At 60.8% G+C, this 25,676-nt stretch carries 31 protein-coding genes; 18 read left to right on the plus strand and 13 right to left on the minus strand.

The window, feature by feature from the left end; genetic code table 11:
- Positions 1-142: 142 nt before the first annotated feature.
- The 3 genes from wrbA to JQ558_RS03820 all read right to left on the minus strand — a co-directional run bounded on the left by wrbA (position 143) and on the right by JQ558_RS03820 (position 2,416).
- The gene (gene wrbA, locus JQ558_RS03810) at positions 143-742 is read right to left on the minus strand and encodes an NAD(P)H:quinone oxidoreductase (protein ID WP_212275696.1); all 600 of its coding nucleotides are present in this window, start codon (positions 740-742) and stop codon (positions 143-145) included.
- 149 nt (positions 743-891) lie between these two features.
- On the minus strand, positions 892-1,590 hold the full coding sequence (locus JQ558_RS03815) for a pirin family protein (RefSeq protein ID WP_212209578.1): 699 nt from the start codon (positions 1,588-1,590) through the stop codon (positions 892-894).
- A 73-nt stretch (positions 1,591-1,663) separates the two neighbouring features.
- Entirely contained in the window at positions 1,664-2,416 is a 753-nt protein-coding gene (locus tag JQ558_RS03820) for an SDR family NAD(P)-dependent oxidoreductase (RefSeq protein ID WP_212292935.1), read from the minus strand.
- 277 nt (positions 2,417-2,693) lie between these two features.
- Here JQ558_RS03820 and JQ558_RS03825 point away from each other — a divergent pair, with 277 nt between their 5' ends.
- The 4 genes from JQ558_RS03825 (at position 2,694) to JQ558_RS03840 (ending at position 6,097) form a co-directional block, all read left to right on the plus strand.
- Positions 2,694-3,548, plus strand: coding sequence for a hypothetical protein (locus tag JQ558_RS03825; protein WP_212292936.1), 855 nt, complete (start codon positions 2,694-2,696; stop codon positions 3,546-3,548).
- A 41-nt stretch (positions 3,549-3,589) separates the two neighbouring features.
- On the plus strand, positions 3,590-4,504 hold the full coding sequence (locus JQ558_RS03830; protein ID WP_212209581.1) for a LysR family transcriptional regulator: 915 nt from the start codon (positions 3,590-3,592) through the stop codon (positions 4,502-4,504).
- A 92-nt stretch (positions 4,505-4,596) separates the two neighbouring features.
- On the plus strand, positions 4,597-5,586 hold the full coding sequence (locus JQ558_RS03835; RefSeq protein ID WP_212292937.1) for a tripartite tricarboxylate transporter substrate binding protein: 990 nt from the start codon (positions 4,597-4,599) through the stop codon (positions 5,584-5,586).
- 121 nt (positions 5,587-5,707) lie between these two features.
- Positions 5,708-6,097 (plus strand): hypothetical protein, encoded by a 390-nt coding sequence (locus JQ558_RS03840; RefSeq protein WP_212292938.1) that lies wholly within the window; start codon positions 5,708-5,710, stop codon positions 6,095-6,097.
- Here the strand turns inward: JQ558_RS03840 and JQ558_RS03845 are convergent.
- The 4 genes from JQ558_RS03845 to JQ558_RS03860 are packed head-to-tail and all read right to left on the minus strand — an operon-like array spanning position 6,094 to position 9,088.
- Positions 6,094-6,579 carry a YbaK/EbsC family protein gene (locus JQ558_RS03845; RefSeq protein WP_212209584.1) on the minus strand — a complete coding sequence of 162 codons (486 nt, stop codon included), beginning with the start codon at positions 6,577-6,579 and terminating at the stop codon, positions 6,094-6,096. The genes JQ558_RS03840 and JQ558_RS03845 overlap by 4 nt on opposite strands.
- Position 6,580: 1 nt before the next feature.
- On the minus strand, positions 6,581-7,327 hold the full coding sequence (locus JQ558_RS03850; RefSeq protein WP_212292939.1) for a haloacid dehalogenase type II: 747 nt from the start codon (positions 7,325-7,327) through the stop codon (positions 6,581-6,583).
- Positions 7,328-7,332: 5 nt separating this feature from the next.
- On the minus strand, positions 7,333-8,157 hold the full coding sequence (locus tag JQ558_RS03855; protein WP_212292940.1) for a dienelactone hydrolase family protein: 825 nt from the start codon (positions 8,155-8,157) through the stop codon (positions 7,333-7,335).
- 46 nt (positions 8,158-8,203) lie between these two features.
- Positions 8,204-9,088, minus strand: a complete 885-nt coding sequence (locus tag JQ558_RS03860; RefSeq protein ID WP_212036908.1) for an amidohydrolase family protein — start codon at positions 9,086-9,088, stop codon at positions 8,204-8,206.
- Between the two features lie 107 nt (positions 9,089-9,195).
- On the opposite strand from JQ558_RS03860, the gene JQ558_RS03865 reads away from it, so the two are divergent.
- Positions 9,196-9,672: a MaoC family dehydratase gene (locus tag JQ558_RS03865; RefSeq protein WP_212292941.1), complete on the plus strand. Its 477-nt coding sequence runs from the start codon at positions 9,196-9,198 to the stop codon at positions 9,670-9,672.
- Positions 9,673-9,684: 12 nt separating this feature from the next.
- The gene (locus JQ558_RS03870) at positions 9,685-10,119 is read left to right on the plus strand and encodes a MaoC family dehydratase (protein ID WP_212292942.1); all 435 of its coding nucleotides are present in this window, start codon (positions 9,685-9,687) and stop codon (positions 10,117-10,119) included.
- A gap of 288 nt (positions 10,120-10,407) precedes the next feature.
- On the opposite strand, the gene JQ558_RS03875 is transcribed toward JQ558_RS03870, so the two are convergent.
- A complete protein-coding gene (locus tag JQ558_RS03875; RefSeq protein WP_212209589.1) occupies positions 10,408-11,343 on the minus strand; it encodes a LysR family transcriptional regulator in 936 nt (311 codons plus the stop codon).
- Between the two features lie 124 nt (positions 11,344-11,467).
- On the opposite strand from JQ558_RS03875, the gene JQ558_RS03880 reads away from it, so the two are divergent.
- From JQ558_RS03880 to JQ558_RS03905, 7 genes are all read left to right on the plus strand, one after another.
- Positions 11,468-12,340, plus strand: coding sequence for a pirin family protein (locus JQ558_RS03880; protein ID WP_212292943.1), 873 nt, complete (start codon positions 11,468-11,470; stop codon positions 12,338-12,340).
- Positions 12,341-12,442: 102 nt separating this feature from the next.
- Positions 12,443-12,925, plus strand: a complete 483-nt coding sequence (locus JQ558_RS03885; RefSeq protein ID WP_249142333.1) for an isochorismatase family protein — start codon at positions 12,443-12,445, stop codon at positions 12,923-12,925.
- Entirely contained in the window at positions 12,925-13,134 is a 210-nt protein-coding gene (locus JQ558_RS37090; RefSeq protein WP_249142334.1) for a hypothetical protein, read from the plus strand. Before JQ558_RS03885 ends, JQ558_RS37090 begins: the two co-directional genes overlap by 1 nt.
- Positions 13,135-13,267: 133 nt before the next feature.
- Positions 13,268-13,909: a hydrolase gene (locus JQ558_RS03890; protein ID WP_212209591.1), complete on the plus strand. Its 642-nt coding sequence runs from the start codon at positions 13,268-13,270 to the stop codon at positions 13,907-13,909.
- Positions 13,910-13,993: 84 nt separating this feature from the next.
- A complete protein-coding gene (locus JQ558_RS03895) occupies positions 13,994-14,290 on the plus strand; it encodes a putative quinol monooxygenase (protein WP_212209592.1) in 297 nt (98 codons plus the stop codon).
- A gap of 151 nt (positions 14,291-14,441) precedes the next feature.
- Complete coding sequence (locus tag JQ558_RS03900; protein WP_212292944.1) at positions 14,442-15,851, plus strand: alginate export family protein; 1,410 nt, start codon at positions 14,442-14,444, stop codon at positions 15,849-15,851.
- 498 nt (positions 15,852-16,349) lie between these two features.
- A complete protein-coding gene (locus JQ558_RS03905; protein ID WP_249142335.1) occupies positions 16,350-16,571 on the plus strand; it encodes a MaoC family dehydratase in 222 nt (73 codons plus the stop codon).
- 295 nt (positions 16,572-16,866) lie between these two features.
- Here JQ558_RS03905 and JQ558_RS03910 read toward each other — a convergent pair whose 3' ends face one another.
- Both JQ558_RS03910 and opgC read right to left on the minus strand, forming a co-directional pair.
- Positions 16,867-17,085: a hypothetical protein gene (locus tag JQ558_RS03910; RefSeq protein WP_212292945.1), complete on the minus strand. Its 219-nt coding sequence runs from the start codon at positions 17,083-17,085 to the stop codon at positions 16,867-16,869.
- 53 nt (positions 17,086-17,138) lie between these two features.
- Entirely contained in the window at positions 17,139-18,491 is a 1,353-nt protein-coding gene (gene opgC / locus JQ558_RS03915; RefSeq protein WP_249142336.1) for an OpgC domain-containing protein, read from the minus strand.
- 452 nt (positions 18,492-18,943) lie between these two features.
- Between opgC and JQ558_RS03920 the strand changes: the two genes are divergently transcribed.
- Positions 18,944-19,606 carry a response regulator transcription factor gene (locus JQ558_RS03920; RefSeq protein ID WP_212209597.1) on the plus strand — a complete coding sequence of 221 codons (663 nt, stop codon included), beginning with the start codon at positions 18,944-18,946 and terminating at the stop codon, positions 19,604-19,606.
- On the opposite strand, the gene JQ558_RS03925 is transcribed toward JQ558_RS03920, so the two are convergent.
- On the minus strand, positions 19,601-21,721 hold the full coding sequence (locus JQ558_RS03925) for an MASE1 domain-containing protein (RefSeq protein ID WP_212292946.1): 2,121 nt from the start codon (positions 21,719-21,721) through the stop codon (positions 19,601-19,603). The two genes, JQ558_RS03920 and JQ558_RS03925, sit on opposite strands and share 6 nt — an antisense overlap.
- Positions 21,722-22,390: 669 nt before the next feature.
- On the opposite strand from JQ558_RS03925, the gene JQ558_RS03930 reads away from it, so the two are divergent.
- Positions 22,391-22,588 (plus strand): hypothetical protein, encoded by a 198-nt coding sequence (locus JQ558_RS03930; protein WP_212209599.1) that lies wholly within the window; start codon positions 22,391-22,393, stop codon positions 22,586-22,588.
- A 192-nt stretch (positions 22,589-22,780) separates the two neighbouring features.
- Here the strand turns inward: JQ558_RS03930 and JQ558_RS03935 are convergent, their stop codons facing one another.
- On the minus strand, positions 22,781-23,806 hold the full coding sequence (locus JQ558_RS03935) for an acyl-CoA desaturase (protein ID WP_212292947.1): 1,026 nt from the start codon (positions 23,804-23,806) through the stop codon (positions 22,781-22,783).
- Between the two features lie 333 nt (positions 23,807-24,139).
- Between JQ558_RS03935 and ykgO the strand changes: the two genes are divergently transcribed.
- The 3 genes from ykgO to JQ558_RS03950 all read left to right on the plus strand — a co-directional run bounded on the left by ykgO (position 24,140) and on the right by JQ558_RS03950 (position 25,403).
- On the plus strand, positions 24,140-24,265 hold the full coding sequence (gene ykgO / locus JQ558_RS03940) for a type B 50S ribosomal protein L36 (protein ID WP_002718645.1): 126 nt from the start codon (positions 24,140-24,142) through the stop codon (positions 24,263-24,265).
- Between the two features lie 93 nt (positions 24,266-24,358).
- Positions 24,359-25,018, plus strand: coding sequence for a tetratricopeptide repeat protein (locus JQ558_RS03945; protein WP_192738964.1), 660 nt, complete (start codon positions 24,359-24,361; stop codon positions 25,016-25,018).
- Positions 25,019-25,127: 109 nt separating this feature from the next.
- Positions 25,128-25,403, plus strand: coding sequence for a hypothetical protein (locus JQ558_RS03950; protein ID WP_212209602.1), 276 nt, complete (start codon positions 25,128-25,130; stop codon positions 25,401-25,403).
- A gap of 53 nt (positions 25,404-25,456) precedes the next feature.
- On the opposite strand, the gene JQ558_RS03955 is transcribed toward JQ558_RS03950, so the two are convergent.
- Positions 25,457-25,636: a hypothetical protein gene (locus JQ558_RS03955; RefSeq protein ID WP_211993733.1), complete on the minus strand. Its 180-nt coding sequence runs from the start codon at positions 25,634-25,636 to the stop codon at positions 25,457-25,459.
- Between the last annotated feature and the right edge of the window lie 40 nt (positions 25,637-25,676).

Here is a 25,676-nt window from a genome sequence, read left to right on the forward strand (position 1 = left end):
CGCCGTGCAATCGCCTGCAGCGGACGGCGCACCAGTTGAGCCATAAAGAGAAGTTCGACCATGCTGAATCCATCGTCCCCAATGGATAAATGGGGCGGCAATCTCAAATGAGAATGCCGCCCGTCTCGCATCAGCCATGCAGTTAGCTATGGAGTTTCCTGGCGGTCTCCGCGATCACGCGTCCTTGATAGCGCGCGCCGGCGAGCTCGTTGTCGCTCGGCTGGCGGCTGCCGTCGCCGCCGGTGATCGTGGTCGCCCCATAGGGTGCGCCGCCGGTGACTTCATCGAGCTTCATCTGACCGGCAAAGCCGTAGTTGAGGCCGACGATGGTCATGCCGAAGTGCAACAGATTGGTGATGATCGAGAACAGCGTGGTCTCCTGGCCGCCGTGTTGGGTCGCAGTCGCGGTGAAGGCGCCGCCGACCTTGCCGTGCAACGAGCCCTTGGCCCAGAGGCCGCCGGCCTGATCGAGGAAGTTCGCCATCTGCGACGCCATCCGCCCGAAGCGGGTGCCGGTGCCGACGATGATGGCATCGTAATTGGCAAGTTCTTCGACCTTGGCGACGGGAGCTGCCTGATCGACCTTGTAATACGAAGCCTTGGCGACCTCGGCGGGCACCAGTTCGGGCACGCGCTTGATGTCGACGGTAGCGCCGGCTTCGCGCGCGCCCTCGGCGATGGCGTTCGCCATCGCCTCGATGTGACCGTAAGCGGAATAATAGAGCACGAGTACTTTGGCCATGATGGCTTTCCTTTGAGGTTGTAGGTGGTTGTTAATTGGTAGCTGTCATTGCCGGGCTTGACCCGGCAATCCATCGGCTTCGAAGATTCTCGCGGAGCGGGGTGGATGCCCGGGCCAAGCCCGGGCATGACGAGGAGTGAGTGTGGGGACTACGCCGCGTCGACCAGCACCAGTTCGCTGTCTTCCAGCGCCGTAATCGTCAGCCTGGCTTCATCGCGGATCGCCGCGCCGTCGCGGGCGTTGACGCGCACGCCGTTGACTTCGACGCTGCCGGCCGCCGGCACCAGATAGAGGTGCCGCGCCTTGCCGGCTTCGTATTCCGCGCTCTCGCCGGCCTTCAGCGTGGTGGCGAGCACGCGGGCATCGGCGCGGATCGGCAGCGCATCCTTGTCGCCGGCAATGCCGCTGGCGATGGTGACGAGCTTGCCGGAACGGTCCGACTTCGGAAACGGCTTGGCGCCCCAGGTCGGCTGGCCGCCTTGCGTGGTCGGCTCGATCCAGATCTGGAAGATCCGTGTATTGGTCGGCTCCAGATTGTACTCGGCGTGACGGATGCCGGATCCCGCGCTCATCACCTGCACGTCGCCGGCTTCAGTGCGGCCCTTGTTGCCAAGTGAATCCTGATGCGTGATCGCGCCTTCGCGCACATAGGTGATGATTTCCATGTTGGCGTGGGGATGGGCGGGAAAGCCGGTATTGGGGGCGATCTCGTCGTCGTTCCACACCCGCAGCGAGCCGTGACCCATATTGTCGGGGTCATAATGGCTGCCGAAGGAGAAGTGATGCTTTGCCTTCAGCCAGCCGTGGTCGGCGCCGCCGAGTTCTGCAAAAGGTCTGAGTTCGATCATGGGAAATACTCCTTGTTAAGTTTTGTGCGAGGTGCCAGGCGCCACGCGCCCGGCCTCGCCTGCATGAATTGAACTAGGCGCCGAAGCCGCCATCGACGTTGAGCACGGTGCCGGTAACGAACGAGGCGTCCGGGCTGGTGAGGAACACGACGCCGGCTGCGATCTCTTCGGCGGTGCCGTAGCGTTGCAGCGCGTGCTGCGTACGCTGGGCTTCGGCGAAATCGCCGCCGTCCTTCGGGTTCATGTCGGTATCGATCGAGCCCGGCTGCAGCACGTTCACAGTGATGCCGCGGGGGCCGAGGTCGCGCGATGCGCCCTTGCTGTAGCCGACGATCGCAGCCTTGGTGGCGGCGTAGTCGGCGAGGCCCGGGAACGATGCGCGGGTCGCAATGCCCGAACCGATGGTGACGATGCGTCCGCCTTCGCCCATCAGCTTCGAGGCTGTACGGATCGCGGTGACGACGCCATGCACATTGATCGCGTCCTGCCGCGCCAGTGCCGCGGTGTCGGCGTTGGCATCATCGACTGCGCCGCTGACGGCGACGCCGGCATTGTTGACGAGAATGTCGAGCCGGCCAAAGTGCTTGGCGACGTCATTCACCAATTGCTCGACTTCAACAGTGGAAGCCTGGTCGGCCTTGAAGGCGCGGGCTTCGACACCCTTGGCCTTCAACTCCTTGACGACGGCTTCGGCCTTGTCAGGGGAGGCGACATAGCTGATGGCGACGTTGGCGCCGTGATCCGCGAGGGCGCGGGCGCTGGCTGCGCCGATACCGCGGGAGCCGCCGGTGACGAGGGCTACCTTGCCCGAAAGTTTCCCGGCCATTGGATTTCTCCGTTGCTTGAATTCCGATGGCCATTGGATATGCCTCCCGACGTGGTATATAAATAGAAACTATCGAAACACATTGTTTCTATTTATGATCTAGGCGGAAGGGGAGGCCGGGCTGGCAAATCCATATTTCCGATCACCAAGGCAGCGGAATCCGGTCTCCCAGACCGAACCGCCGGGCGGGTTGACCACACTGATGCCTAGTCACTCGGGCGTCAGCTACGGGGAGGGTCAGGGCACCGCCGTTCGGCGCCGCATCAAGGAGTGAGGCATGAACGCCGTTCGCCGCGGACTATTGGGAATGATAGGAGTATTGCTGATGGCGAGCCCGTCAGACGCCGGCGGCCAGAAGCCGGCCGCGTCCGGTCAGGACGCCGCGGCGAAAGCGCGGCGTGCATCCGTCAAGCCCCGGCACGTTCTGTGTTTCCTCGGCGGCAAACAGGGCCTGGCGAAGCTGTCGGACGCGGCTTCGATGGCCATCCGCGATTTTGCCACCGGCTTTGGCATCGATCAGACCTATTCCCAGGACAAACCGGATCCGCGCATGAGCCGCTCGTTTGGGGTTTCCTGGGATCGCGTGCATCCCAATGCCCGCTCCAGCGCCGATGATGACGCGGTGGAAAATCACCAATCGGTGCTGTACGTGCTCGGTCCGCCCATGACGACGGAAACCGCCATCGTCGTTTCCACCGGTGCCTTGATGCTCGTCCACCAGGTCATCAAGGCGGGGGCTACCGCCGTCAAGGGCGAGAGCGCCGGTGTCGCGCACGGCCTCGTCAGGTGGAACGAACTCATCCTTCAGGCCAGTGCCGCGCTGAAATCCGATGATGACTTCGCGTTGCGCCGCGTTTGCCGCCTGGCATTCGCCAAACGGCCGCTGGCCTCGGACGATTATCTGGAAAGCGTCGGTTTTCACCTGGCGGGCTTGCCCGAAGTGTTCGTGCCGAAATCCCATGGCAGTGAACGGCAAGCCGTCGCGACCATGGACGCGGTCGCTGACGAGATCGCGCGGCAAGGACTGGAGGCAACGCTCAAGTCGCGCCGCGCCAAACTGTCCTTCGAGTCCGATTACGCGGAAGGCGATTTCAAATTCAATCCCTATGGTATCGTCAAGCTTGCATCCTGAGTTGGGCGAGGCCCGACCAATCACATCCGACAGGCGGCCGAATGCCGAAACTCCCGGATTTCGAAGCGCTCGCGATTTTTGCGAAGGTCGTGGAACTGCGGTCGTTTGCATCAGCGGCAACCGAGCTCGCGCTGTCCAAGGCCACGGTATCGAAGGCGGTAAGCCGGCTCGAACAACGGCTCGGCGCGCGGCTGTTCAACCGCACCTCTCGGCGGCTGGCGCTCACCGACGCCGGACAAAAGCTGGCCGAGCGTGCGACGCAGCTCCTGGTCGACGGCGAGGCGGCCGAGAACGAGGCGCTGTCACAATCGACGGCGCCGCGCGGGCTGGTGCGGCTCGCGGTGCCGATGACGTTCGGCGTGAAATCAGTAGCGCCGCTATTGCCGGAATTCCTCGAGCGATATCCGGAAGTCTCGATCGACCTGCACTTAAGCGACGCGACGGTGGATCTGATCGGCGAGGGCTTTGATGCCGGCCTGCGCATCGCGCGGTTGCCGGATTCCTCGCTGATCGCGCGGCGGCTGTGCGCGATGCCGCGCTACACGGTGGCCGCGCCGTCCTATCTCAAGCGCCACGGCCGGCCGACGCATCCGATGCATCTGTCCCAGCACAAATGCTTCGGCTACGCCTATCTCTCGACGCCCGGCGTCTGGCACTACACCAACGCCGCTGGCGAGCAGGCCAGCGTGCGCCCGGCCGGCCAGCTGCGCGTCAACAATGGCGAGGCGGTGCTGCCGTCGGTGATTGCCGGGCTCGGTATCGCCGATCTGCCCGACTTCATCGTCGGCGACGCCATCGCCTCCGGCGAAGTCGAGGTGATCCTCAAGGGCTGGAAGCAGCCGGAAGGCGCGGTGCATCTGGTGACGCCCCCCGGCGGCCCGCGCCCCGCCCGCGTCGAGGTGCTGGCAGAGTTTCTGATGAAGCATTTCGCCAAGGGGAAGAGGAAAGCGTCCTGAGGCGGCGCGACGAACGGGGCCTTTGCCCATGGGATCGAGTTTAGGCTAGGCTACCTCCAACAACCAAAACAAAAACTCCGGGGGAAATGCCTATGAACCGACGCGAACTCCTCAAAGCCGCCGCGCTGCTGCCGCTGGCGCAAACCGCGCTCTCGCATGCGGCGTTTGCGCAAGCTGCCTATCCGTCACGCAACATCACCATGATCGTGCCGTTTCCGCCGGGCGGGCAGGCTGATCTGGCGGCGCGGCCGGTGGCGCAGGCGCTTGAAAGAATCCTCGGCAAGCCTGTGCTGGTCGACAACCGCGCCGGTGGCGGCGGTGGTTCGGTCGGCAATGCGGCGGCGGCGCGCGCCGAACCCGACGGCTACACATTGTTGATGACGCTGTCGTCGCTGGCGGTGCTGCCGGAAGCCGACCGGCTATTCGACCGCCCCGTGGCCTACGAAGTATCGCAATTCGCGCCGGTCGCGCGCGTGCTGGCCGACCCCACGCTGCTGGCGGTGCCGGCCTCCGCGCCATGGAAGACGCTGCAGGATTTCGTCGATGACGCCAAAAGGCGCCCCGGCCAGATCCCTTACGGCTCGTCGGGCCCCTATGGCACGCTCCATATCGCGATGGAAATGTTCGCGGCGAGCGCCGGCATCAAACTGCTGCACGTGCCGTTTCGCGGCGCCGCGCCCGCGTTGACCGCGCTGCTCAGCGGCACGGTGCAGGCGGTGGCCTCGGCGCCGGGTACGCTGAAGCAGCAGGTCGATGACGGCAAGATGCGCGTGCTGGCGAATTGGGGCGCCGCGCGCATTGCAAGCTTTCCCGATCTGCCGACCTTCCAGGAGCTCGGCTACAAGGACGTCGAGTTCTACATCTGGGCGGGTCTGTTCGCGCAGAGCGCGTTGCCGGCGCCGATCATGACGCAGCTGCGCGGCGCGATGGCGCAGGCGGTCAAGGCGCCCGAGGTGATCAAGACTTTCGAAACCGCGGGCAGTCCGGTCGCCTACATGGACGCGCCGGAATTTGCAAAATTCGTCGCCGACGACAGCGCGCGGCTGGTCGCCGCGGTGAAGAAGATCGGCAAGGTGGAGTAGGGAACTCCATTCACATTTTTTTGTCTGAGCGAACGTTGGGTGGCCGCATTCATTGGAGAGTTTTGGGAGCGGTGCGAGTTGGAACCCGCATCGCCACACCACTCGAATGAAAGGACCGGACATGAAACGAGCGGACCCGGCCGCGCCACGCATCGTGCTCAGCCTTGCCCTCGCGATCGGAAGCGTTGGCGCCCTGCAATCAACCGCATTCGCCCAGGAATACAGGGGAACTTGGGAACAACAGATGGCCTGCACGCCAGACGTCTGGCGTCTCTGCAGCGATCAGGTTCCGGATGTCAGCCGGATCGTGGCGTGTTTGCGGCAGAATACGCCGCAGCTCTCGAACAACTGCCGCGCCGTATTCGAATCGCAGGCGAATGCGCAACCAGGCGGACGGGGGCCGCAACCGCAAATGGCGCCGCGCGGCCGTGCAGTACCACTGGTACAGCCCCAGCCGCTGCCGCCGAGGCCCTATCAAGAGAGACCCTACTATCAAGACGACGACGATTAGGCCGTCGCTTCGCTTTCGGTTCTGACCTCACAGACATCGACCCATTCGGCCGAGGTCAGTTCGGCCATGCGCGCGGGTGTGATGCGCACCGCGCTGTGCGTCGAGCCCGCCGCCGGAACCACGATATCGAACGCCTTTAGCGACACATCGCAATAGACCGGCAGCGGCGTCTTCAGTCCGAACGGACAGACGCCGCCGACTTCATGGCCGGTGATCTCCGCGACCTCGTCGAGCCCCAGCATCTTCGGCTTGCCCCCGAACAGCGCCTTCACCTTCTTGTTGTCCATCCGCGAGGTGCCGGCCGCCACGATCAGCACCACGCGTTCGCCGATCCGCAAGGAAAGCGTTTTGGCGATCCGCGCCGGCTCGACACCATAGGCCTCGGCCGCCAGCGCCACGGTCGCTGAACTCATCGATGATTCGATCACCGCAATGTCGGGCGCCTTCTCGGCGAAGAAGGCGCGAACGGAGGCAAGACTCATTTCAGGACCTTTGGGCAGACACCAAGGCGGGAAGCTCGGCGAGACCATGGATGCGATGATCGGGCGCAACGCCGAACTCGTCCATCTGGGTGCGCAATATCTTGAACATCGTCAAGGGCGGCATCGTCTCGCTTTCAAGACAGGCCAGCGCCATCGCTTCCGGCGTCACCCGCTCGATCCAGGCGACGTTGAGCCCGAACGCCTTGGCGCCGCAGGCGTCCCACGGGTTCGAGGAGATGAACAGGACCTCGTGCGGCGGGATATGAAGGGTGCTTTCGATCAAGGCGTAGGCGTCCGGGCTAGGTTTGAATATCTTATTGGCGTCGATGCTGATGGTGGCATCGAGCACGCGGTCGAGGCCACTGTTCTTCACCAGCGCGCCCAGCATGTCCGGGCTGCCGTTGGAGAGAATGGCAAGCTTCTTGTCCCTCATCGCAGCGAGCGAGGCAAGCGCATCGGGATAGAGATCGAGATGCAGGTACTTGTCCATGATCCCGGCGAAATCAGCCTTGTCGTATTTCAGGCCGAGGCAGCGCAGCGTGTAGGCCAGGGATTCCCGCGTCACATCAGAGAAATCCTCATAGCGCCGCATCAGCGAGCGCAGCCAGGTATATTCCAGCTGCTTGATCCGCCAGACTTGGGTGATGATTTCGCCGTAACCGGGAAACGCCTGTTCGGTAACTGACGCCACCGACTGGACATCATAGAGCGTACCATAGGCATCGAACACGACGGCTTTGATAGTCACGTGACTTACTCTCTTCTGCCAATCGTTGCGTCGAGAAATTCGCGGAGCGCGACGATCGATTGGTCTGTTGCAATCTGGTTGAATTCGAGATGGCGCCCCGAAAGCTCGGCCGGTATCGCGACGCTGGGTACGTCGAAGCCGTGATAGGCGTCGGGATAGATGATGAGTTTGATCGGCGCGCCCTGATCCTTCTGCCTTGATATGCCCCAGGCGTCACGGCCGTCTACCATTTTGCGGCACTCTTCGGCAGGGGTCACGTCATCGCGCTCGCCGATCAGGATCAGCGTCGGCACCGTCATGCCGCCCTTGAAATGACGGCAGGGCGGATAGAACGCGATGGCAGCATGAAACTTGTTTGGCGAAGCCTGTTCCAGGAAGCCATGCTCGACGGACGTGAGAGCCACCCGGCCGCCGTTCGCAAAACCCAGCACCGCAATCCGCGCAGGATCGACCAATGGATGGCGCGCCAGAAACTTCAGGGCCCGGTAGCCATCCAGGATCAGATCCTGCGGGGGATGTTCGCCGCAGTGCTTCAGGCCGCGCGGGCCGAGGCTGTCGACGGTGAGCGTCACATAGCCCCAGGAGGCGATCCGCTTACCCCAGCGCTGGTCCAGCCGTCCCCAATTTCCATTGCAGCTATGCAGCAAGACGACGGCAGGCGACGGGCCCGCGCTGCTTGTTTGCCGCAGGTAACCCTGCAGCGGATGGGAGCTGGCGAGCGGGCTCTCGATCTCGACGGCAATCGGCGGCGATTCAGCCGCGAAGCATTGAACGATGCCTGCCGTCGAGATCGCGGTGACGAGGACGGCGATTTTGGCAAGTTGGGTCACTGGCCACCATCTTGTTCAACCGTCCGCCTGCGAAGCGAACGCCTCGTTATATACCCAAAATCTTCCGTGCGTTGGCCTTCAGGACCTTGGGCCGGATCTCGTCGCGGATGTCGAGCTTGGCAAAATCCGCCAGCCAGCGGTCCGGCGTGATCACAGGCCAATCGGAGCCGAACAGCATCTTGTCCTGCAGGATCGAGTTGATGTAGCGCACCAGGATCGGCGGGAAATACTTCGGCGACCAGCCGGAGAGGTCGATATAGACGTTCGGCTTGTGGGTCGCCACCGACAGCGCCTCTTCCTGCCAGGGGAATGACGGGTGGGCGAGGATGATCTTCAGGTCGGGAAAATCCGCCGCGACGTCGTCCATGTACATCGGGTTGGAATATTTCAGCCGCATCCCCATGCCGCCGGGCATGCCAGAGCCGACGCCGGTCTGGCCGGTGTGGAACAGCGCGATCGCGCCGCCCTCGTTGATCGCCTCATAGAGCGGATAGGCCATGCGGTCGTTGGCATAGAAGCCCTGCATGGTCGGGTGGAATTTGAAGCCGCGGACGCCGTATTCCTCGATCAGCTTGCGCGCTTCGCGCACGCCGAGCTTGCCCTTGTGGGGATCGATGGACACGAAGGGGATCAGGACGTCGAGATGGTCGGAGGCGACCTCCAGCATCTCGTAATTGTTGTAGCGGCGGAAACCGGTTTCGCGCTCGGCGTCGACCGGGAAGATCACGGCGGCGATCTTCTTGGAGCGGTAATAGGCCGCGGTTTCCGGAACCGTGGGCGGGTGCTTGTGCGGCGACTTGAAATAGTCGGCCATCTGCGCCTGGAAATCGTCATAGCCGTCGTCGCCATGCATGCCGCAGGGCTCTTCGGCGTGGGTGTGGATGTCGATCGCCACGACGTCGTCGATATTGGGCAATGTGAGCTTGGCCATTTGGGGTTCCCGGCGGCTTGATTTTTCGGTCCGGAAAATTGATTATACTATATAACAAATTCCGCAAGGCGGCAGAACCGAGATCGCGGAAAAACAGGGAGGATGGCATGGCGCCGGGGCAAGCCTTCGAGACCGATTTCTGGAAAGACGCCAATCTGCGCAAGGCCTGGGACGACATCGTGCCCGGCGAGCCGCGCAAGACCATCCCCTACACGCTGACCAGGGAGGCAATCGAGCTGTACTGCAGATCGGTCGGCGAGGATCACCCGATCTATTTTGACGAGGCCTACGCCAAGACCACTCGCTATGGTGGACTGATCGCGCCGCCCTCGATCCACATCCTGCTGATGTTTTCCTGTACGCCGGCGGACGACTGGATGCGCTCACCTGGCACCGTCAATGCCGGGCAATCCTGGAGCTACAACATTCCGGCGCGGCCGAACGACGTCATCACATTGCAGGCCCGCGCGCTCGACAAGTTCATCAAGCGCGAGCGGCTGTTCGTGGTGCACGACAACGTCTTCTTCAACCAGCATGGCGACGTGATCTGTTCCGGCCGCGGCTGGACCATCCGGCCCGAATGAGCGGAGAGCGTCATGACCACCAGCTTCGAAAACCTGAACGCCGGCGACAGCATCGATGGCCCGAAATTCGCGGTGTCACGCGAATCGATCCGGCTGTTTTGCGATGCCTCGCTCGACTACAACCCGCTGCATCTCGACGACGACTACATGAAGGGCAATTTCGGCAAGACCAATTTCGGCGGCATCATCATGCACGGCATGAACAATTTCGGGCTGATTTCCCGGATGCTGACCGACTGGGCCTATCCCGCCGGCGCCATCCACCGCCGGCTGGAAACCCGGTGGGTCAAGCCGGTGAAGCCCGGCGACACCATCCAGCCGACCGGAATCGTCAAATCCAAGCAGGTGACCAAGAACTCGCGCTGGGTGCTGATCGACGTCATGGTGCGCAACCAGGCGGGCGAAAAGGTCGCGACCGGCGAGGCGATGATCGAGTTTCCGAATTAGGCGGGATGAGATCAGGACGTGAACCCATCAACTGCTGGGCGGGCGGCTTCCGAGGTCCACCATGTTCTGGAAGCGGACATCCGCGCTGGCGTTCACCATGTCCGCTTTGTGCCACAAGCAGCCATCGCAAATATCGATCGCCCTTGGTGGTGCTGTTGTCCTTGCCGCCGGGTGGTGTGTTGCTTCGGCCCCAACCCAATCCAAGCAGCCACGCCGCGTCCCAACGCGCCTTCCAGTCGCCGATCTCAGCAACGAGAGGCGGTGGCGACGAATCGGTAGAGAAGATCCTCACCATTGCTGCTGCTGCTGTCTCTCCGCTCGGCTCAGGATCGCATATTCAGCTGCCACAAAATCCAGGAGCGCACGAACTGAGGGAAGCAGACCCCGGCGCGACGGGAAGATGGCATGGATGATGCCCGCCTGAGGGGACCATCCCGGCAACACGTCGATCAATGTTCCGTCGGAAAGGTCTTTTGTCACCATCATGGTCGGTAATTGTACCACGCCCACGCCGTGCAGGGCCGCTAGGCGCAGGGTAACCATGTCCTCCGTTATCAAGCGAGGTTGGTGAGGAATCCGGGCCGTGGCTCCGTTCGGCCCATCCAGTACCCAGTCGTAGTCTTTTTGTTGTTGCGGCGGACCCCAGGCAAGAGTCGGAAGCTTGCTGAGATCGGCTGGCACAAGCGGCCTGGAAAGGTCCTTCATCACCGCGGGGCTGGCCAGCAGGCGTTGCGTGCTCTCTGCAAGCACCTTCATGACAAGGTCGCTTTCCTCCAGTGGCGGGAAGCGTACCCGGATCGCGATGTCGAATCCTTCGCGGATCACATCGACCGGTCGATTGATGGCTTCAAGATGGACTTCGACGTTCGGGCACGACGCCATAAACCGCGCCACCATGTCACCGACCTGAAAATAAAGCACCGATGACGGACAGCTTAACCGAACGATTCCCCTCGGCTCGGCGCGCGCTCTTTCGATCGCGTCCTGCGCCGCCTCGGCTTCAACCAGCATGGCGACACAATGGCGGTAATATTCCAGGCCTATCTCCGTGACAGTGAAACGACGCGTCGATCGCTGCAGCAGACGGACGCCGAGACGGTCCTCGAGCAGGCCGATGCGCCGGCTGAGCCTTGAGCGCGGCATGCCGAGCGCCCGCGCCGCCGCTGCGAAGCCGTTATGCTCAACCACCTGAGCGAAGAAATAGAGATCGTTGAGGTCCTGCATCGTTGCCCATTGTCCCCCCAATAGGACATAGCGACTCGATTATGCCGGCTATTCGAGGGTTTGTCGCGCTCCTATCCTCTATCGCAAGGAAACGAGCGCTCGAAACCTTGGACGGAGGGTTCCTATGCGAAAAATTCTCGGAGTTTATGCAAGTCCCAATCCGCACTGGGTGGGCGACGGCTTTCCAGTGCGATCGATGTTCTCGAACGCGAGCCACGGCCAGCATGTGAACCCATTCCTTCTGTTGGACTATGCCGGCCCGGCGGAGTTTTTGCCTGCGCAAAAGCCGCGCGGCGTAGGGGAGCACCCGCATCGCGGATTCGAGACGGTCACCATCGTCTATCAGGGCGAGGTTGAGCACCGCGATTCGACGGGCAAAGGCGGCGTGATCGGGCCGGGTGACGTGCAGTGGATGACGGCGGCGTCCGGCATCCTGCATGAGGAGTTCCATTCGCAAGAGTTTACGCGCAAGGGTGGGACGTTGGAGATGGTCCAACTCTGGGTAAATCTGCCCGCCAAGGATAAAGACGCTGAGCCGGGCTACCAGACGCTCTTCGACCGAGACATTCCTGCTTTGGCTTTGCCAAATAGTGCGGGTCGGCTTAGGGTGATCGCAGGCGAGTATCAGGGCAGCCGGGGACCGGCGCGGACTTTCACGCCGATCAACGTCTGGGATTTGCGGCTGGGCCAGGGCGGCAGGACAGCTCTTGCCTTGCCGGAGGGGCACACCGTCGGCATGGCGGTGTTGCGTGGCACGGTTCTCGTCAATGGAAGCGAGAGCGCGAGTGAGGCGCATTTCGTGCTGCTTGACCAAAGGGGTGGCGATGTGACTCTGGAAGCCACCAGTGATGCGACGGTCTTGATCCTGAGCGGCGAGCCGATTGACGAGCCGGTCGTCATGTATGGCCCCTTCGTCATGAACACCGAGGACGAAATCAGGCGTGCGATAGCCGACTTTCAGAGCGGGAGGTTTGGCGCGATCCGCGCCGACGTCTAAGCCATTCCGAAGTCCGACCCTGCCTGCCGGCCCTTCGGCTCGGCTCGCGCAGCAGCGTGAGACTCTCATGGGCAAAATGACCTGTAACCAAGGAGGAAAGTCATGAGCACGATTGCAAGTCCTGCCAACTTCGAAGGCAAACGACCGGTCATAGATCCGGATGATTCCGCTATGTTGCTGATCGACCACCAGAGTGGCCTCTTTCAAACTGTTGGCGACATGCCGTTTCCGGAATTGCGCTTGCGTGCTGCGGCGCTCGCAAAAATGGCGACATTGTGCAAGATGCCGGTGATCACCACGGCTTCGGTGCCGCAGGGGCCGAATGGGCCGCTGATCCCTGAAATTCATGAGAATGCGCCGCACGCCAAATACGTGGCGCGCAAAGGCGAAATCAACGCCTGGGATAATCCGGACTTCGTCGCAGCGGTCAAGGCCACCGGCCGCAAGACACTGATCATCGCCGGCACCATCACCAGTGTTTGCATGGCGTTCCCGTCGATCGCCGCGGTGCACGAGGGCTACAGAGTGTTCGCTGTGGTCGATGCCTCGGGGACCTATTCGAAGTGGCGGAAGAGATCACGCTGATGCGTGTTGTCCAGGCCGGCGTCGTGCCGATGGACACCGCTGCGGTCGCTTCGGAGTTGCAGAAGACATGGCACCGCGACGACGCCAAAGAATGGGCCGAGGTCTACACGAAGATCTTCCCGCCCTATCAGCTGCTGATCGAAAGCTACACAAAGGCTCAACAGGTCGCCGTGGACCACGAACAGCTGGATTCGCAGCGCGCAGCCTAAATGAACTGGCGCCCTGGCGAGCCGCCGTCAGGGCGCGTTGATTGGAGCACTTTCACCGGGCGGATTGGGCTCGCAACCGCCCAACATTCGGACAGACGTCTGGCCGTAGACGCGAGCATTGAAGGAGGACAAGATGACCAGTGAAACCATTCGCGATCCCGCCAAGGATCGGTTGTTAACGCCACAGAACTCTGCCTTCATCATCATCGACTATCAGCCGGTTCAGGTGAACTCGATTGCATCGATGGACCGGCAGCTCCTCATCAATAACGTCGTTGGTGCGTGTAAGGCGGCCGTCGCTTACAAATTGCCGATCGTTCATTCGACGGTGAACGTAAAGACCGGGCTCAACAAGCCGCCTATCTCGCAGGTTCAACAGGCGCTGAAGGGGATCCCGACCATCGACCGGACCACGATCAACTCGTGGGAAGACGTCGAATTTCGTCAGGCGGTGCAGGCAACGGGACGGAAAAAACTGATCATGACGGCTCTCTGGACGGAAGCCTGCCTGACTTTTCCCGCAATCGACGCGCTGGCTGAAAACTATGAGGTCTATGTCGTCGCTGACGCGGTCGGGGGCACATCCGTCATGGCTCACGAGGCGGCGCTGCGGCGGATCGAGCAGGCGGGTGGCAAGATGATCAGCGTACCGCAACTCTTCTGCGAGTTGCAGCGTGACTGGTCGCGTAAGGAGACGGTCCCCGCCTTCATGAACCTGTTTATCGAAACCGGGGGCACCGCAGGCATCCAGTTCTCGTATGACCGTGCGGCATGACAAACCGGTTATGGCATCCCGGCAGTGAAAGCCGGGATGCCATTTCGGCCAATGTGCTGTCCAGCAGAAAGAGGGACCTCAAACATGAGCGAATTGTTCATGGTGGTTGCGCTGCACGCGAAAGCGGGAAAGGAAGATGAATTGCGGCGTGATCTGATCGCCGTCGTCGAGCCTTCACGGAGTGAGGAGGGCAATCTCCGCTACGAACTCTTCGTTGACCAAAGCGATCCCCGCCGCTTCGTGTTCGTAGAGCATTGGGCGTCACCCGAGGCTCAGCACAAGCATCACACTGAGGGAGCTCACATTCAGGAATTCAATGCGAACGGCGCGAGGAATGTGGAGCAGATCGAATTTGCGCACATGCTGGCCCGCCTTGCATAGAACTAGGAGGGCCGATGGTCGCAAGCCTGCGGACTGGCTTCAGCGAGACGCAGGCGAAAGTTTTTAGCGCTGAGGCTGTGCTGGAGATCATCGGCGGTTAGGATCTCTGCGCACGACAGATCGGGGAAAATCGAGTGCCAAGGAGACTGACATGGACGGTCGTCAAGCACTACAACTACCCTGCTGCTTGCTCGTTCTGGGCTCTGCCTCGATCGCTTATGCGCAGCAACCGCCGAAACAGGATATGCCACCCCCCTACAAGCTTTTCCGCTTCGAGGAAGATTACAGATATCTCCAGGATCCGACCAAGCGCACGGACATCTGGGACCCGATCAAATATATCCCCATGGGTTCGGATCCTGCTTGGTATCTCAGCCTCGGCGGCGAACTCCGCGAGCGCTTCGAATTCTACTCGCACCCGAATCTTGGGTTACAGGGTCAAGGGCCGAACAGCTATCTCTTACACCGACTTCTCTTGCACGCCGACTTGCACGCGAGCGACTACTTTCGCGCGTTCGTTCAGGTCGGCAATCATCTTGCCCCCTGGAAGGACGCCGCAGCGCCTCCTTATCTCGACCGGCTCGATTTTCAGCAGGCGTTTGTCGATTTTCGACTGCCGTTCAGTGCCGACCGGGACCCGATTCTCCGTCTAGGGCGCCAGGAGATGGCGTACGGCTCACAGCGCCTGGTTGCGATCCGGGATGCCCCGAACGTACGCCGCAGCTTTGATGGAGCGCGTCTGAGTGGCGCCATTGAGGGCGTCAGCGTCGACGCCTTCGTCACGCGCCCCGTTCAGCATCAGGCCGGCATCTTCGACGATCCCTCGGATCAGAGGCAGGCTTTCTGGGGCGTCTACGCCACGACACCGGCGAGCTTCGTTTCTGGTGGGAAGCACGACCTCTACTATCTGGGGTTCGAAAATAAACAGGCGCTCTTCGCAGCGGGGCGGGGGGAGGAACGACGACAAACCATCGGCTCACGCTTCTTCGGCTCGGCTGGGGGGTGGGACTGGGATTGGGAGGTACTTGGCCAGTTCGGGACTTTCGCGGATCAAAATATCCGAGCTTGGGGTGTCTCGACCGACACGGGGTACACGTTTGACCCTGCAGGCTGGAAAGTCCGGCTTGGGTTGAAAGCCGATATCGGGAGCGGAGACCAGAATTTGCACGACGCCACGCTGGGGACCTTGAACGCACTCTTCCCAAAGCTGGCATATTTCAACCAAGCTGCAATCCTTGGGCCCTCGAATGTCATGAACCTGCAGCCGAGCTTGTCTTTCACTCCGATGGAGAAGCTCCAGCTGACGCTGGGCTATGGCTTTCTGTGGCGCGCCACCACCGTCGACGCGATTTATACCGGGGCCGGCGTCCCCGTGGCCGGAACGGCAGGCCAACCCGGCAGATTCACCGGCAGTCAATTTTCTATCGATCTCGCCTGGCAGGTGGATCGTCATGTCGAGACCGGTCTCGGCTACGTCCACTTCGATCCCGCCAGGGTCATGCAAATGGCGGGGGGCCGAGATGTAGACTTCACCTACCTTTACGCCACGTATAGGTTTTGATCGACCCCTTCGACTCTTGTGATGCTGGCACAGCGATGGCGTCATTCTCACTGGTTGTGACCTTCAGGTCTTGGGACGAAAGGTCGAACAATCTTGCCTGAGCCATTTCCAGAGGCGGTTTGCTCGGCTAAGTTGCGCCGCAGTTGGAAGGTTCGATTATAGTCCCTCTCCCCCTCCGCGTCCAAGAACGGTGATGAACTCACGCGTCTCCCCCGGAGAACAGCCTAGACCAAGGTTAGGCCTACCACTTTGCGGCCAGCAGCTGTGAGAATTGGCACTCATCCCCTGATGAAAACTGAGGAGGCCGATGTCTGCCTTGGTTCATCGCTAAAGGGGTGAACCAGCGGCAGGTCTGACCATGTCTGCTATGCCGCTGAAAGCGGAGGTAAAGTCACAGCATTAACGGCGCTATGTTGGACCGTGACGACGGACCATTTTGTCCTCGCGCCCCGGCGGCATCATCATGCACGGCATGAACAATTTCGGGTGATCTCGCGAATGCTGACCGACTGGGCCTATCCGGCCGGCGCCATCCACCGTCGCCTCGAAACAAGATGGGTCAAGCCGGTGAAGCCCGGCGACACCATCCAGCCGACCGGCATCATCAAGTCGAAGCAGGTGACCAAGAACTCGCGCTGGGTGCTGATCGACGTCATGGTGCGCAACCAGGCGGGCGAAAGGGTCGCGACCGGCGAGGCGATGATCGAGTTTCCGAATTAGGGTGTGCACTCCTGAATCAGGACGCTCGTAGCACCACGGCCGGGTTGTGGATTGGAATCTGTGCTGGCGGGGAATTGTTGCGGATGTAACGGCATGCACAAAAAGAAAGGCCGCCTGCGTTGGCGCAAGCGGCCCGAGTCTAGGGAGGAAACGCCCAAGGAGGGCAGCGATAGCGCGAGGAGCGCTACCGCACCCCCTAGCTAACTGATCGCGATCGGCGGCTCAATTGGACGTAGGTAAACGTCGGGTATCTCAAGGTGTCGCGGAACAATACGAAGGTTTATAGCGCTCGCTACTAGGTCCGTTTTCGCACGTCAGTGGAAACCGTCTCGTGTGCACGGACCGGGTTGCAGGTCGTCAATACGAGCGCAAACCGGCTGCACTGCCAGTCAGCGCCGAGCGCGGCGCTGGTGGGTGATGTCAGGTTGACCGACAGTAATGCTGCTACGCAGAAAAACATCACGTACGCCGCGATCAGCACCGCTCCCTTGTGGGTCCTTGGGTGGGAAGTCATGGCCTAGGCTCCTGTACGATGGCCGGAAGAATAAGGGGCAGGCTCCACAGTCTCTAATTCACATCCTGACCCACGTTTTTCGCTGGTGATCCGAAAGCGTGCGCGATTGCTGGCACTGAATCAGCGCCGCAGTCGGACTCGCGCACCGGAGCAAACAGCATCTTTATTCGATCACCCCGTCGGCCCGGGCGAACAGTGGGCGGAATGTCAACGCCGAGCGCCTTGGCTGTCTTGAGATTGATGACCAGCGCAAACTTGGCTGGCTGCTCGACGGGCATGTCGGCGGGCTTCGCGTGCGGCTGCTGGCTCGGTTTGATCTTGATCAAGTTCAGCAGCGTCGCGGCCACGATCATCACCAGGACGCCACCAACACTGAGCGCGATCTGCATCGGCAACCCCTCCGAGATGTGGAGCAGCGCCAGGTGGCTGGCGAGCGTCAGCAGAACGCCGAGGCAGTAGATTGGCAGCGAATTCTGGCCACAGCGTGTGGCGCCGCGCATCACCGCCGTCGTCAGCCCTCGCCAATTGCGAGGCACGAACCATACCACCAGAACCGCAAGGGCAAAAAAATGCAGCAGTCGCAATGGATCGAGATTCGACTTGTCCATCGGGTAGAGCAGCGCCACCAGCGCCTGCGGGATCAGCGCTTCCAGCGGTTTGATGCTCCAGCTCAATGCGATGATGAGGCTGAACACCAGATAGAGAACGGCAGCCACAAGCGCGGCGCGTGAGGTCACCCCCGGCCGGAATCTCTTGCCCTCGATGATCCACCACGCGCCAAGCACAAAAGGCAGCTGCCAGGCCAGCGGATTGAAGTACCAGTGGCTGCTCGGCCATGCCGGAATGGACCAGCCGAAGACGTGCACCAGTGCGTAAAGCAACAGCGACGTGCCGAGCGTTGCGTTCGGCGCCCGCAGCAGCAGCCACAGCAGTGGCGCGAACAACAGGTGATAAAGCACGAAGAGTGGCAAGACGTCGGTGTTGACGGGGCGGTATTGCAGGATCGCCGCGTGTGCGAGCGTCACGCCGGGCTGTTCCAACAGAATACGCGTATTGCTCTCGTCGGCAAGACGGCCACTGCCTGCGAGGTGAACCATGATGGCGCAGGCGAGCGTGAGCAGCAGAAATGCGACATAGATATCCCAGCTTCGCCACAGCGTCCGGCCGATCAAGCCGGTCCAGCCCCCGCTCGACCGGGCCTTGCCGTAGGCCAGTGCGCAGGTCAGACCCGATATGAACATGAACACTTCCGCGGCATCGCTGAAGCCGTAGTTGCGCAACGTCACCCAGCTCCCGATGTTGTTGGGGACATGGTCTAGAAAGATCCACCAGAGCGCGATGCCGCGGCAGGCATCAATGCGCAGATCGCGGCCGTAGTCTTCCAGCTCCGGCAGCGCGCCTGCCAATGGCTTCAGGGTGGCAGTTCGATCATGCATCTGATTGCCCGTCCTGCATGCGAGCACGCTTCAAGAGGATCCGATCTGACAACAAACGCCGCCGCACGGCCGGATCGTAACGACGCTGAACCTAGCGACGAAAGCTATCGCGATAACGATCATATGGCGGCGCTTGGTAGAACCTCCTGGCGCCGTCTTTGACGATCATCATTCACCGGCACAGCGCGTCAATCAGCCAGAGGCCCACACAGAGAGCTTCCTAGGTCCTAGGATCAAAGTACCGTGCGCCTACCGGTGCTTTCTATTTCAGCACACAGCGGCATTCGGCTTCTACCTTGAGTGCCTAACGGCCTGGGACGGAGGACGGTTTCGGAGCCAGTCTTCTTCCTCGCCAGAGACCCGAAGGCGGGTGTATGATTTTTTCAATGGATCTCCGTGCAATGGGAAACGGAGAGCTTTTCATGAAAGTTCTTATTGTCGACGATCATGCATTAATTCGCGACGCGTTGCACGCTGTCCTGAAGCAACTGAAGCGAGAAGCCGCCATATTTGAAGCTTCGAACGGCGATCAGGCAATGCACATCGTCGAGGAAAATCCCGACATCAACCTCATTTTGCTTGATATCAATTTACCTGATCGAGATGGATTCTCTGTCCTCCGCGAACTCCGTGACCGCTATGCGACCATTGCTATCATCATGCTCTCGTCCTCGGATGATCAAGATACAGTCAAGCGCGCTTTCAAACTTGGCGCTCTGGGTTTCATCACGAAAACTACCGAACGTGAGGTCATGCTCAACGCTATCGAGTTAGTGTTCTCCGGCGGTATTTACATTCCCTCGGAGATTCTTGAGGGAACAACGTCTCCGCGGCCTACAAGCAAGCCAGCGACGCGCGACTCTCCTAAGGGTCTGGGTTTGACCGATCGGCAGATTGAAGTGCTTGCGCTCCTGATGAAGGGAAAAAGCAACAAGACCATTGCCAGGACCCTCAATATGGCAGTGCCGACAGTGAAGAACCACATCACTGTCGTTCTCAAGGCGCTCAGCGTAACGAGCCGCACCGAGGCAGTAATAAAGGTAGGAAAAATGGGCTGGGAATTGTCGCCGAAATCCCAGTCATGACGCCGCCCCGGTGTCTCTCCTGTCGTCATGATCCCTGAAAAACTCGTGCATGACAGCGCGGAGCTGCATTGGGTCGACAGGCTTGTGCAGCAAAATGTATCCTCGATCCTTGGCGTCACGTAACGGTTCAGGTGCCGTATCGCCGCTGACGAGGATGGCTGGAATCGATGAGCCAAACGCCGCATTGATTTGTTCAATAACTTGGATCCCCGTCTTTCCGCTCGCAAGGTGGTAATCCGAGACGATAAGATCGGGGCGTTGTTGGCGCTCTGCAAGTCGGGTAAGTGCAGCCTCGTCCGATCCGGCGGTAAGGACGGAGTATCCCCAATTGCCAAGCAATCCGCCCGTTACCTCCAGCACAACTGGAGCATCGGCAATAACAAGAATTACCTTTCCTTCGACCGCAAAGGCCGCAGGATGAGGTTGTTCGACTGGCTCCTCGGACGTGACGCATTCCTCGGCCATCGGAACCAGGATTGCGAATCGCGAACCTCGGCCCACAGTCGAAGCCAAGTCGACTTGATGGTTGAGAAGTACGCAAAGCCTGTCGACAATAGCCAAGCCGAGTCCCAGGCCGCCATACCGGTTTCGTTCTGGGGCGGGAAGTTGAACAAACTCGCCGAATATATTCTGCTTCTGATCCTCAGGAATGCCGGGGCCGGTATCCCATACCTCAATACGCAACATTGCACCGCGCCGACGGCATCCGACGATGATCCCGCCCCGCAATGTATATCGCACAGCATTGGATGCCAGATTGAGCAGTATGCGTTCGAGCAGCATGGCGTCGCTCCGCACCCAGGCGTCATTTCGCCTGACGCGTAGACGCAAGCCTTTTTCTCGCGTTGCCTGATCAAACGCCATCTCGATTTTTTGCAACAGGCGCCCGATCGGGAATTCGGTTATTTTGGATGTAAGGATCCCGGCATCGAGCCTGGAAATATCCAGCAGCGAATTGAACATTTCATCCATTTCTTTTCGCGTTGCATCGATCTGCTCGATCGTCCTTGTCCTTTCTCCCGATTTGAGCGGCATGCGCAACTGCGCAACGAACAGCCCCAGCGCATGGAGCGGTTGCCGCAAATCATGGCTTGCCATTGCAAAAAAGCGCGATTGTGCTGCATTGGCGAGCTCCAGCTGTTGCGTGCGCTCTGCAACCTTCTGTTCGAGATTGATCTGCGCGCGGCGCAGACGTTCCTCGGCTTTCTTGCGCACCTCGACGTCGGCGCTCAATAACAAGCTTGGAACGGTAATACTGATCAAGAACATCAACACCAGCAGGAATGAAACGTTGAGATCCGCGGTCGTGAAGGGGCCGCCGCCCGTGAACGTCCCCCAAATCGTGATGCCCGCAAGCACCAGCGCAACCGTTGCGGTGTCACGTGGACCGCGGCGCAGCGCCGCCCACAACATTGGCAGGATCGCCAGAAAACCCAGCGGATCCCGGCTCGGCGTTTGCTCGATCAGGGGGCTGAAAGCAATGAGTCCAACAGCCGCCGCTGTTACGAGGACGCCGGCCGTCTCCAGAAATTCATTGCGGTTGAAGGCATAGGAGTGGCTTGACGCCCAAAGCACGATAACGGGCGCAATGACCAGCGCGCCGGTCACATCTCCCAGCCACCATGTGACCCAGGCGTTCGCGAAATTCGCTCGTTCGATGTACCCGGCGGTTGCCAGGCTGGTCAGTCCAATGCTCGCGCTGATCGGTGTCGCGATCACGAAGCAAATCAGAGCAAACTTCGCGACAGAATCTGGCCTCGAAAACGTATCACATCCGCTTGACCATCGATTGATCAGGTAAGCGCCAACGACCGCTTCAAGAGAGTTACCGGTCGCAATCGCAATTGCGGTGGCAACCGAGCCGGCGGTCGTCGCATTGGCGATCACCGCAGCCGCAAAAATTGCGGGCCAGGTTCGATATCCCCACAACAGCACCGCCGCCAGCGCGAAACCCGTTGGTGGCCAAATTGGCGTGGCACTGGGATGAATGGAGGCGAGAGCGAGGCCGCCTTTTGCCAGCGCGAAATAGATCCCTCCAATTGCAACCAGACCGCCGGCATACCTGATGCCTCGGCGGAAATGTGTCTCCGGCGTTGGTGATCGTGGATCGGACATCGTCGGCGCCTGGACTAGGCAGTTGGATCGTCCACCATGACCTTTTGATCAAGGATCAAAGATCGCTGTTTCTCGTTTACCGAGTGATAGACACCCCTGGGTCCGAGCGGTGCGACAACGCAAGACTCGGCAAGATGCGCTCGGATCGATTGATCACCGCAGTCCGCTGACGGACGAAGAGATGGCGCGTACCTGGTTCACTCTCTGCCGATGCCGATCGACATCGGCTTGGGGGCTAGAATGCGTGGCGGTGAATGTAGCGGAGACGGGGCCTTCCGGAGGAATGCTCTTGGCCTGGACATTGCCAGCCATGAGAACGGTAGCAACTGAGGACATTGACAGAATTGAATGGACATTTGCGATTGCTCCGTCCTTGGCGGCCACCGCAATTGCCCTGCATAATCGCAATTCGGTTTCGATGAGGAAACTACCCATTTCGAGTTAGCAGCAGCTGGTAGTAAGCCTTTTGGACAATGATCAGTTTAGCCTTCCGTTCACTCTGCGAGGTCCGCTAGGCTCGCGATGAGCGGACATGACCGGGGTCTCTGTTTCACCACGCGCTGGCGGGCGCGCGTTTGTCGTCGGCGACGATGAGGACACGAGACATTAACCTCCGCCCGGTAGGCTGCAACGTCCGCCCGGTAGTCTGCCCGCGTTGGAGCGTCGCGTATGGATATCACGACCATGGTCAGCGGCATTCTCGCCACTCAGGACGAGAGTAAGCAGCTGCAAATCGCGACCACCGTCCTGAGATCCAGCGCCAAAGCAGATGCGGAGAAAATCGCGGCCGAGACGCGTGCGGCCGAGCAGGCCTCGCCCGCCGATCCTGGCCCCGGCGTCGGCGACAATCTCGACATTACCGCCTAATCCAATTGTCGGAATTTTTTGGCCAGCACGCGCCGAATGGCTCAAAAGTTGCGCAATGATATCGTCCTGCCGGTGATTTGCCCGACGCGTCAAATGTTTTTCGCGGGCAAAGTATCCATGCTGGAGGCCCCTTTCTTTTCAAGGGGTTCCTTTCTTTGCATGGGTTGTTTTCGCGATTTTGAGTCCGGGCTCTTATTCAGGCACGCCCGTCGATCCCCGCGTTGTCAGCTTGCTCCCGGCCGGTTGCCTGGCAAGGTGCTTGCTCGGCGGCACCACGTCGGTCGCCAATCCGAGCCACGCCAGAAAGCGAATGGTCAGCCAGGTGTTGTCCATCTCCCACCAGCGATGACCATGGCGCGCTGAGCGTGGATCGGCGTGGTGGTTGTTGTGCCAGCCTTCGCCGTTCGAGATCAGGCCGACGATCATGTTGTTGCGGCTGTCCTCGTCGGTCTCGTAGTTCCGGTAGCCCCAGACATGCGTCACCGAATTGACAGCCCAGGTGATGTGCCAGACCAGCACGGTGCGGACGAAGACGCCGAACAGGAGAATGCTGAGGCCGGTCTGCGTTGCTTCGGCCGGCGTTGCGCCAAACAGCCAGGCCACGGCGAATCCGGCGGCGAAGAACAGCGGCATTTGAATGAGATTGATCCAGATCAGCCAGTTATGGCGTTCCAGCGCGACATAGAAGCGATCGCGCAAAATGTCCTTGGCGTAGCGCTCATAGATCCCGAGCCGCGACAGCTCCGGCTGATGCACCAGGATCCAGCCGATATGGGCCCAGAAGAAGCTTGCCAGCGGGCTGTGCGGGTCCGGCTGCTGGTCGGCGAATTGATGGTGGCGGCGGTGGATCGCGACCCAGCGCGCCGGCGTTTCCTGCAGGCAGGACATCGCGATCACCACCATGCTGTGCTCCAGCCATTTCGGGCATTTCAGGCCGCGATGGGTGAGCAGCCGGTGGTAACAAAGGTTGATGCCGAACAGCCCGCACAGATGCGTGCCCACGATCGCGACGATCAGGCCGCTCCAGCTGAAATAGCCTGGCAGCAAGGCCAGCAGTGCCAGGGCGTGGTAGGCGCCGATCCCCAGAATGTAGGGCCAGTTGAGCTGATACGGCAGCACGCCGGCAGGCAGCAGCAGCCTGGCGCTTGGGGGCAGGTTAATCGCGGCGTCAGGGGGCAGTACCGCAGTCTTGACGGTCGGCCGGGGAGCGGTCGTCATAAGGAGGTCGGTTCCATTCTGCGGGGGAGGCGTCGTCGGCGACGCAAGGGAGCGATTCCTCTTATACGGTTCGCGCTGGCACCGGGGTCCAAATTCTGGGGCTAATTGACGCTGGATTCTCGAGAAAAATCGCTGGAGAATCAGCTGGCTAGCGGCCCCCCGAAGCAGGTGGGCGGGATTTCGCAGGGTTGATTGACATTCTCCCCCGCGATGGCTTAGAAACCGCCCCGTCCCGGGCGGTATGGCCGCTGGCGGGAAAAATCTCATTTTGCCACTTTCGGGTAGCGCAGGTTCGGCCTCCATCACGGCCTTTCAACGCATCAGGATTGTCCCATGAAGGTCCGTAACTCGCTGAAATCGTTGCGCGGTCGCCATCGCAACAACCGTCTGGTCCGCCGCAAGGGCCGGGTCTACGTGATCAACAAGGTGCAGCGCCGCTTCAAGGCCCGTCAGGGCTGAGGTCGGCTTTTCGCCCTTAGATTCCGTCCCGCTTCACAGGTCTTTGACGACGTGCTGCTTTGCAGCTCGTTTTTGTGCGTCTAGACTTGCCCCATGGCTTTGAGATTCCTGCAAGCTCCTAACTGCCGGATCGCGATCCTTGTCGCCGCTGTCATGACAGCCGTGCCGGTGATGGCGTTTGCCCAGAACGATCCCCGAATCATCCCGCCGCCCAAGCAGCAAAAGAAGCTGCCGGAAGCGCCGAGCAAACTGCCGAAGGTCGGCGCCGATCGGACGCGCGGTCTAGATTTCCTGTTCGGCGCGCTGAAGGCTGCGCCCGATGAGGCCAGCGCCAAGCATGTCGAGGCGCGGATCTGGGCGCTGTGGATGCAGACCCCGAGCGATACCGCGGCGCTGTTGATGGTGCGCGCCAAGGCGGCCATGGACGCGCAGAAGGCCGATGTCGCGCTCAAGCTGCTGGATGCCGTGGTCAAGCTGCGACCCGATTATGTCGAAGCCTGGAATCGGCGCGCGACGCTGTATTACCTGAAGAACGATTACGCCCATTCGCTCGAGGACATAAGGCAGGTGCTGGTCCGCGAACCGCGCCATTTCGGGGCGCTGGCCGGCCTCGGCATGATCATGCAGGACATCGGCGAGGAAAAGCGCGCGCTGGAAGCGTTCCGCAAGGCCCTCGCGGTCAACCCATACCTCGAAAAGGTGCCGGAACTGGTCAAGACGCTGACCGAAAAGGTCGAGGGCCGCGATATCTGATTCAATCAGAAGCGCTGTGCTCCGTCGCGGTTAACCCTGTTTCCGGACAGGCCGGAACGTTTCCCGCCAACGCATTATTATCGGCCGTCAGCTTGTCAGGAGCGAAGCCATGAAATCATTGCTGCTGGCCGGCGCGGTGATTGTCACTGCCGGCACGAGCGCTTTCGGCGCAGACTATTGGGTGGTCGGCGACCGCGCGGCCAACAAATGCGAGATCGTCACCAGCAATCCCGTGATCAACGCGCAGGTCGGCGGAAATATCTGGTTCGGCAGCGGGCCCTATCGATCGCTCGACGATGCCAAACTCGCACGCACCACCCTCAGCGCTTGTCCGAAGGTAGAACAGCCTTCCTCCGAAGCGGGGGATGAGGACAAGTCGGACTAAACAAGTCGGACCAGATCAGGATCCGGGGGGGCAATACCGGTTCGCGTAACGTCCTAGTGCAGCACGTTGCTGCCGCGCGCCATGCCGTCGAGGCCTGCCGCCGCGTAGAACTGCGCCAGTTCCGCTTCCAGCTGTTCATTGACCAGCAGAAGCGCCTTCAGCGCGCCGCGCATGTCGCCGTTGCAGGTCGCTACGATCTGGTCGATGGCCGCTTCGCTTGCGTCGGAAATCATGGGTGGTCCTCCGATTGTACCGTGGAACAATGTGTGGTCT

This window comes from Bradyrhizobium sp. AUGA SZCCT0160 (assembly GCF_018130105.1).
Taxonomy (GTDB): Bacteria; Pseudomonadota; Alphaproteobacteria; order Rhizobiales; family Xanthobacteraceae; genus Bradyrhizobium.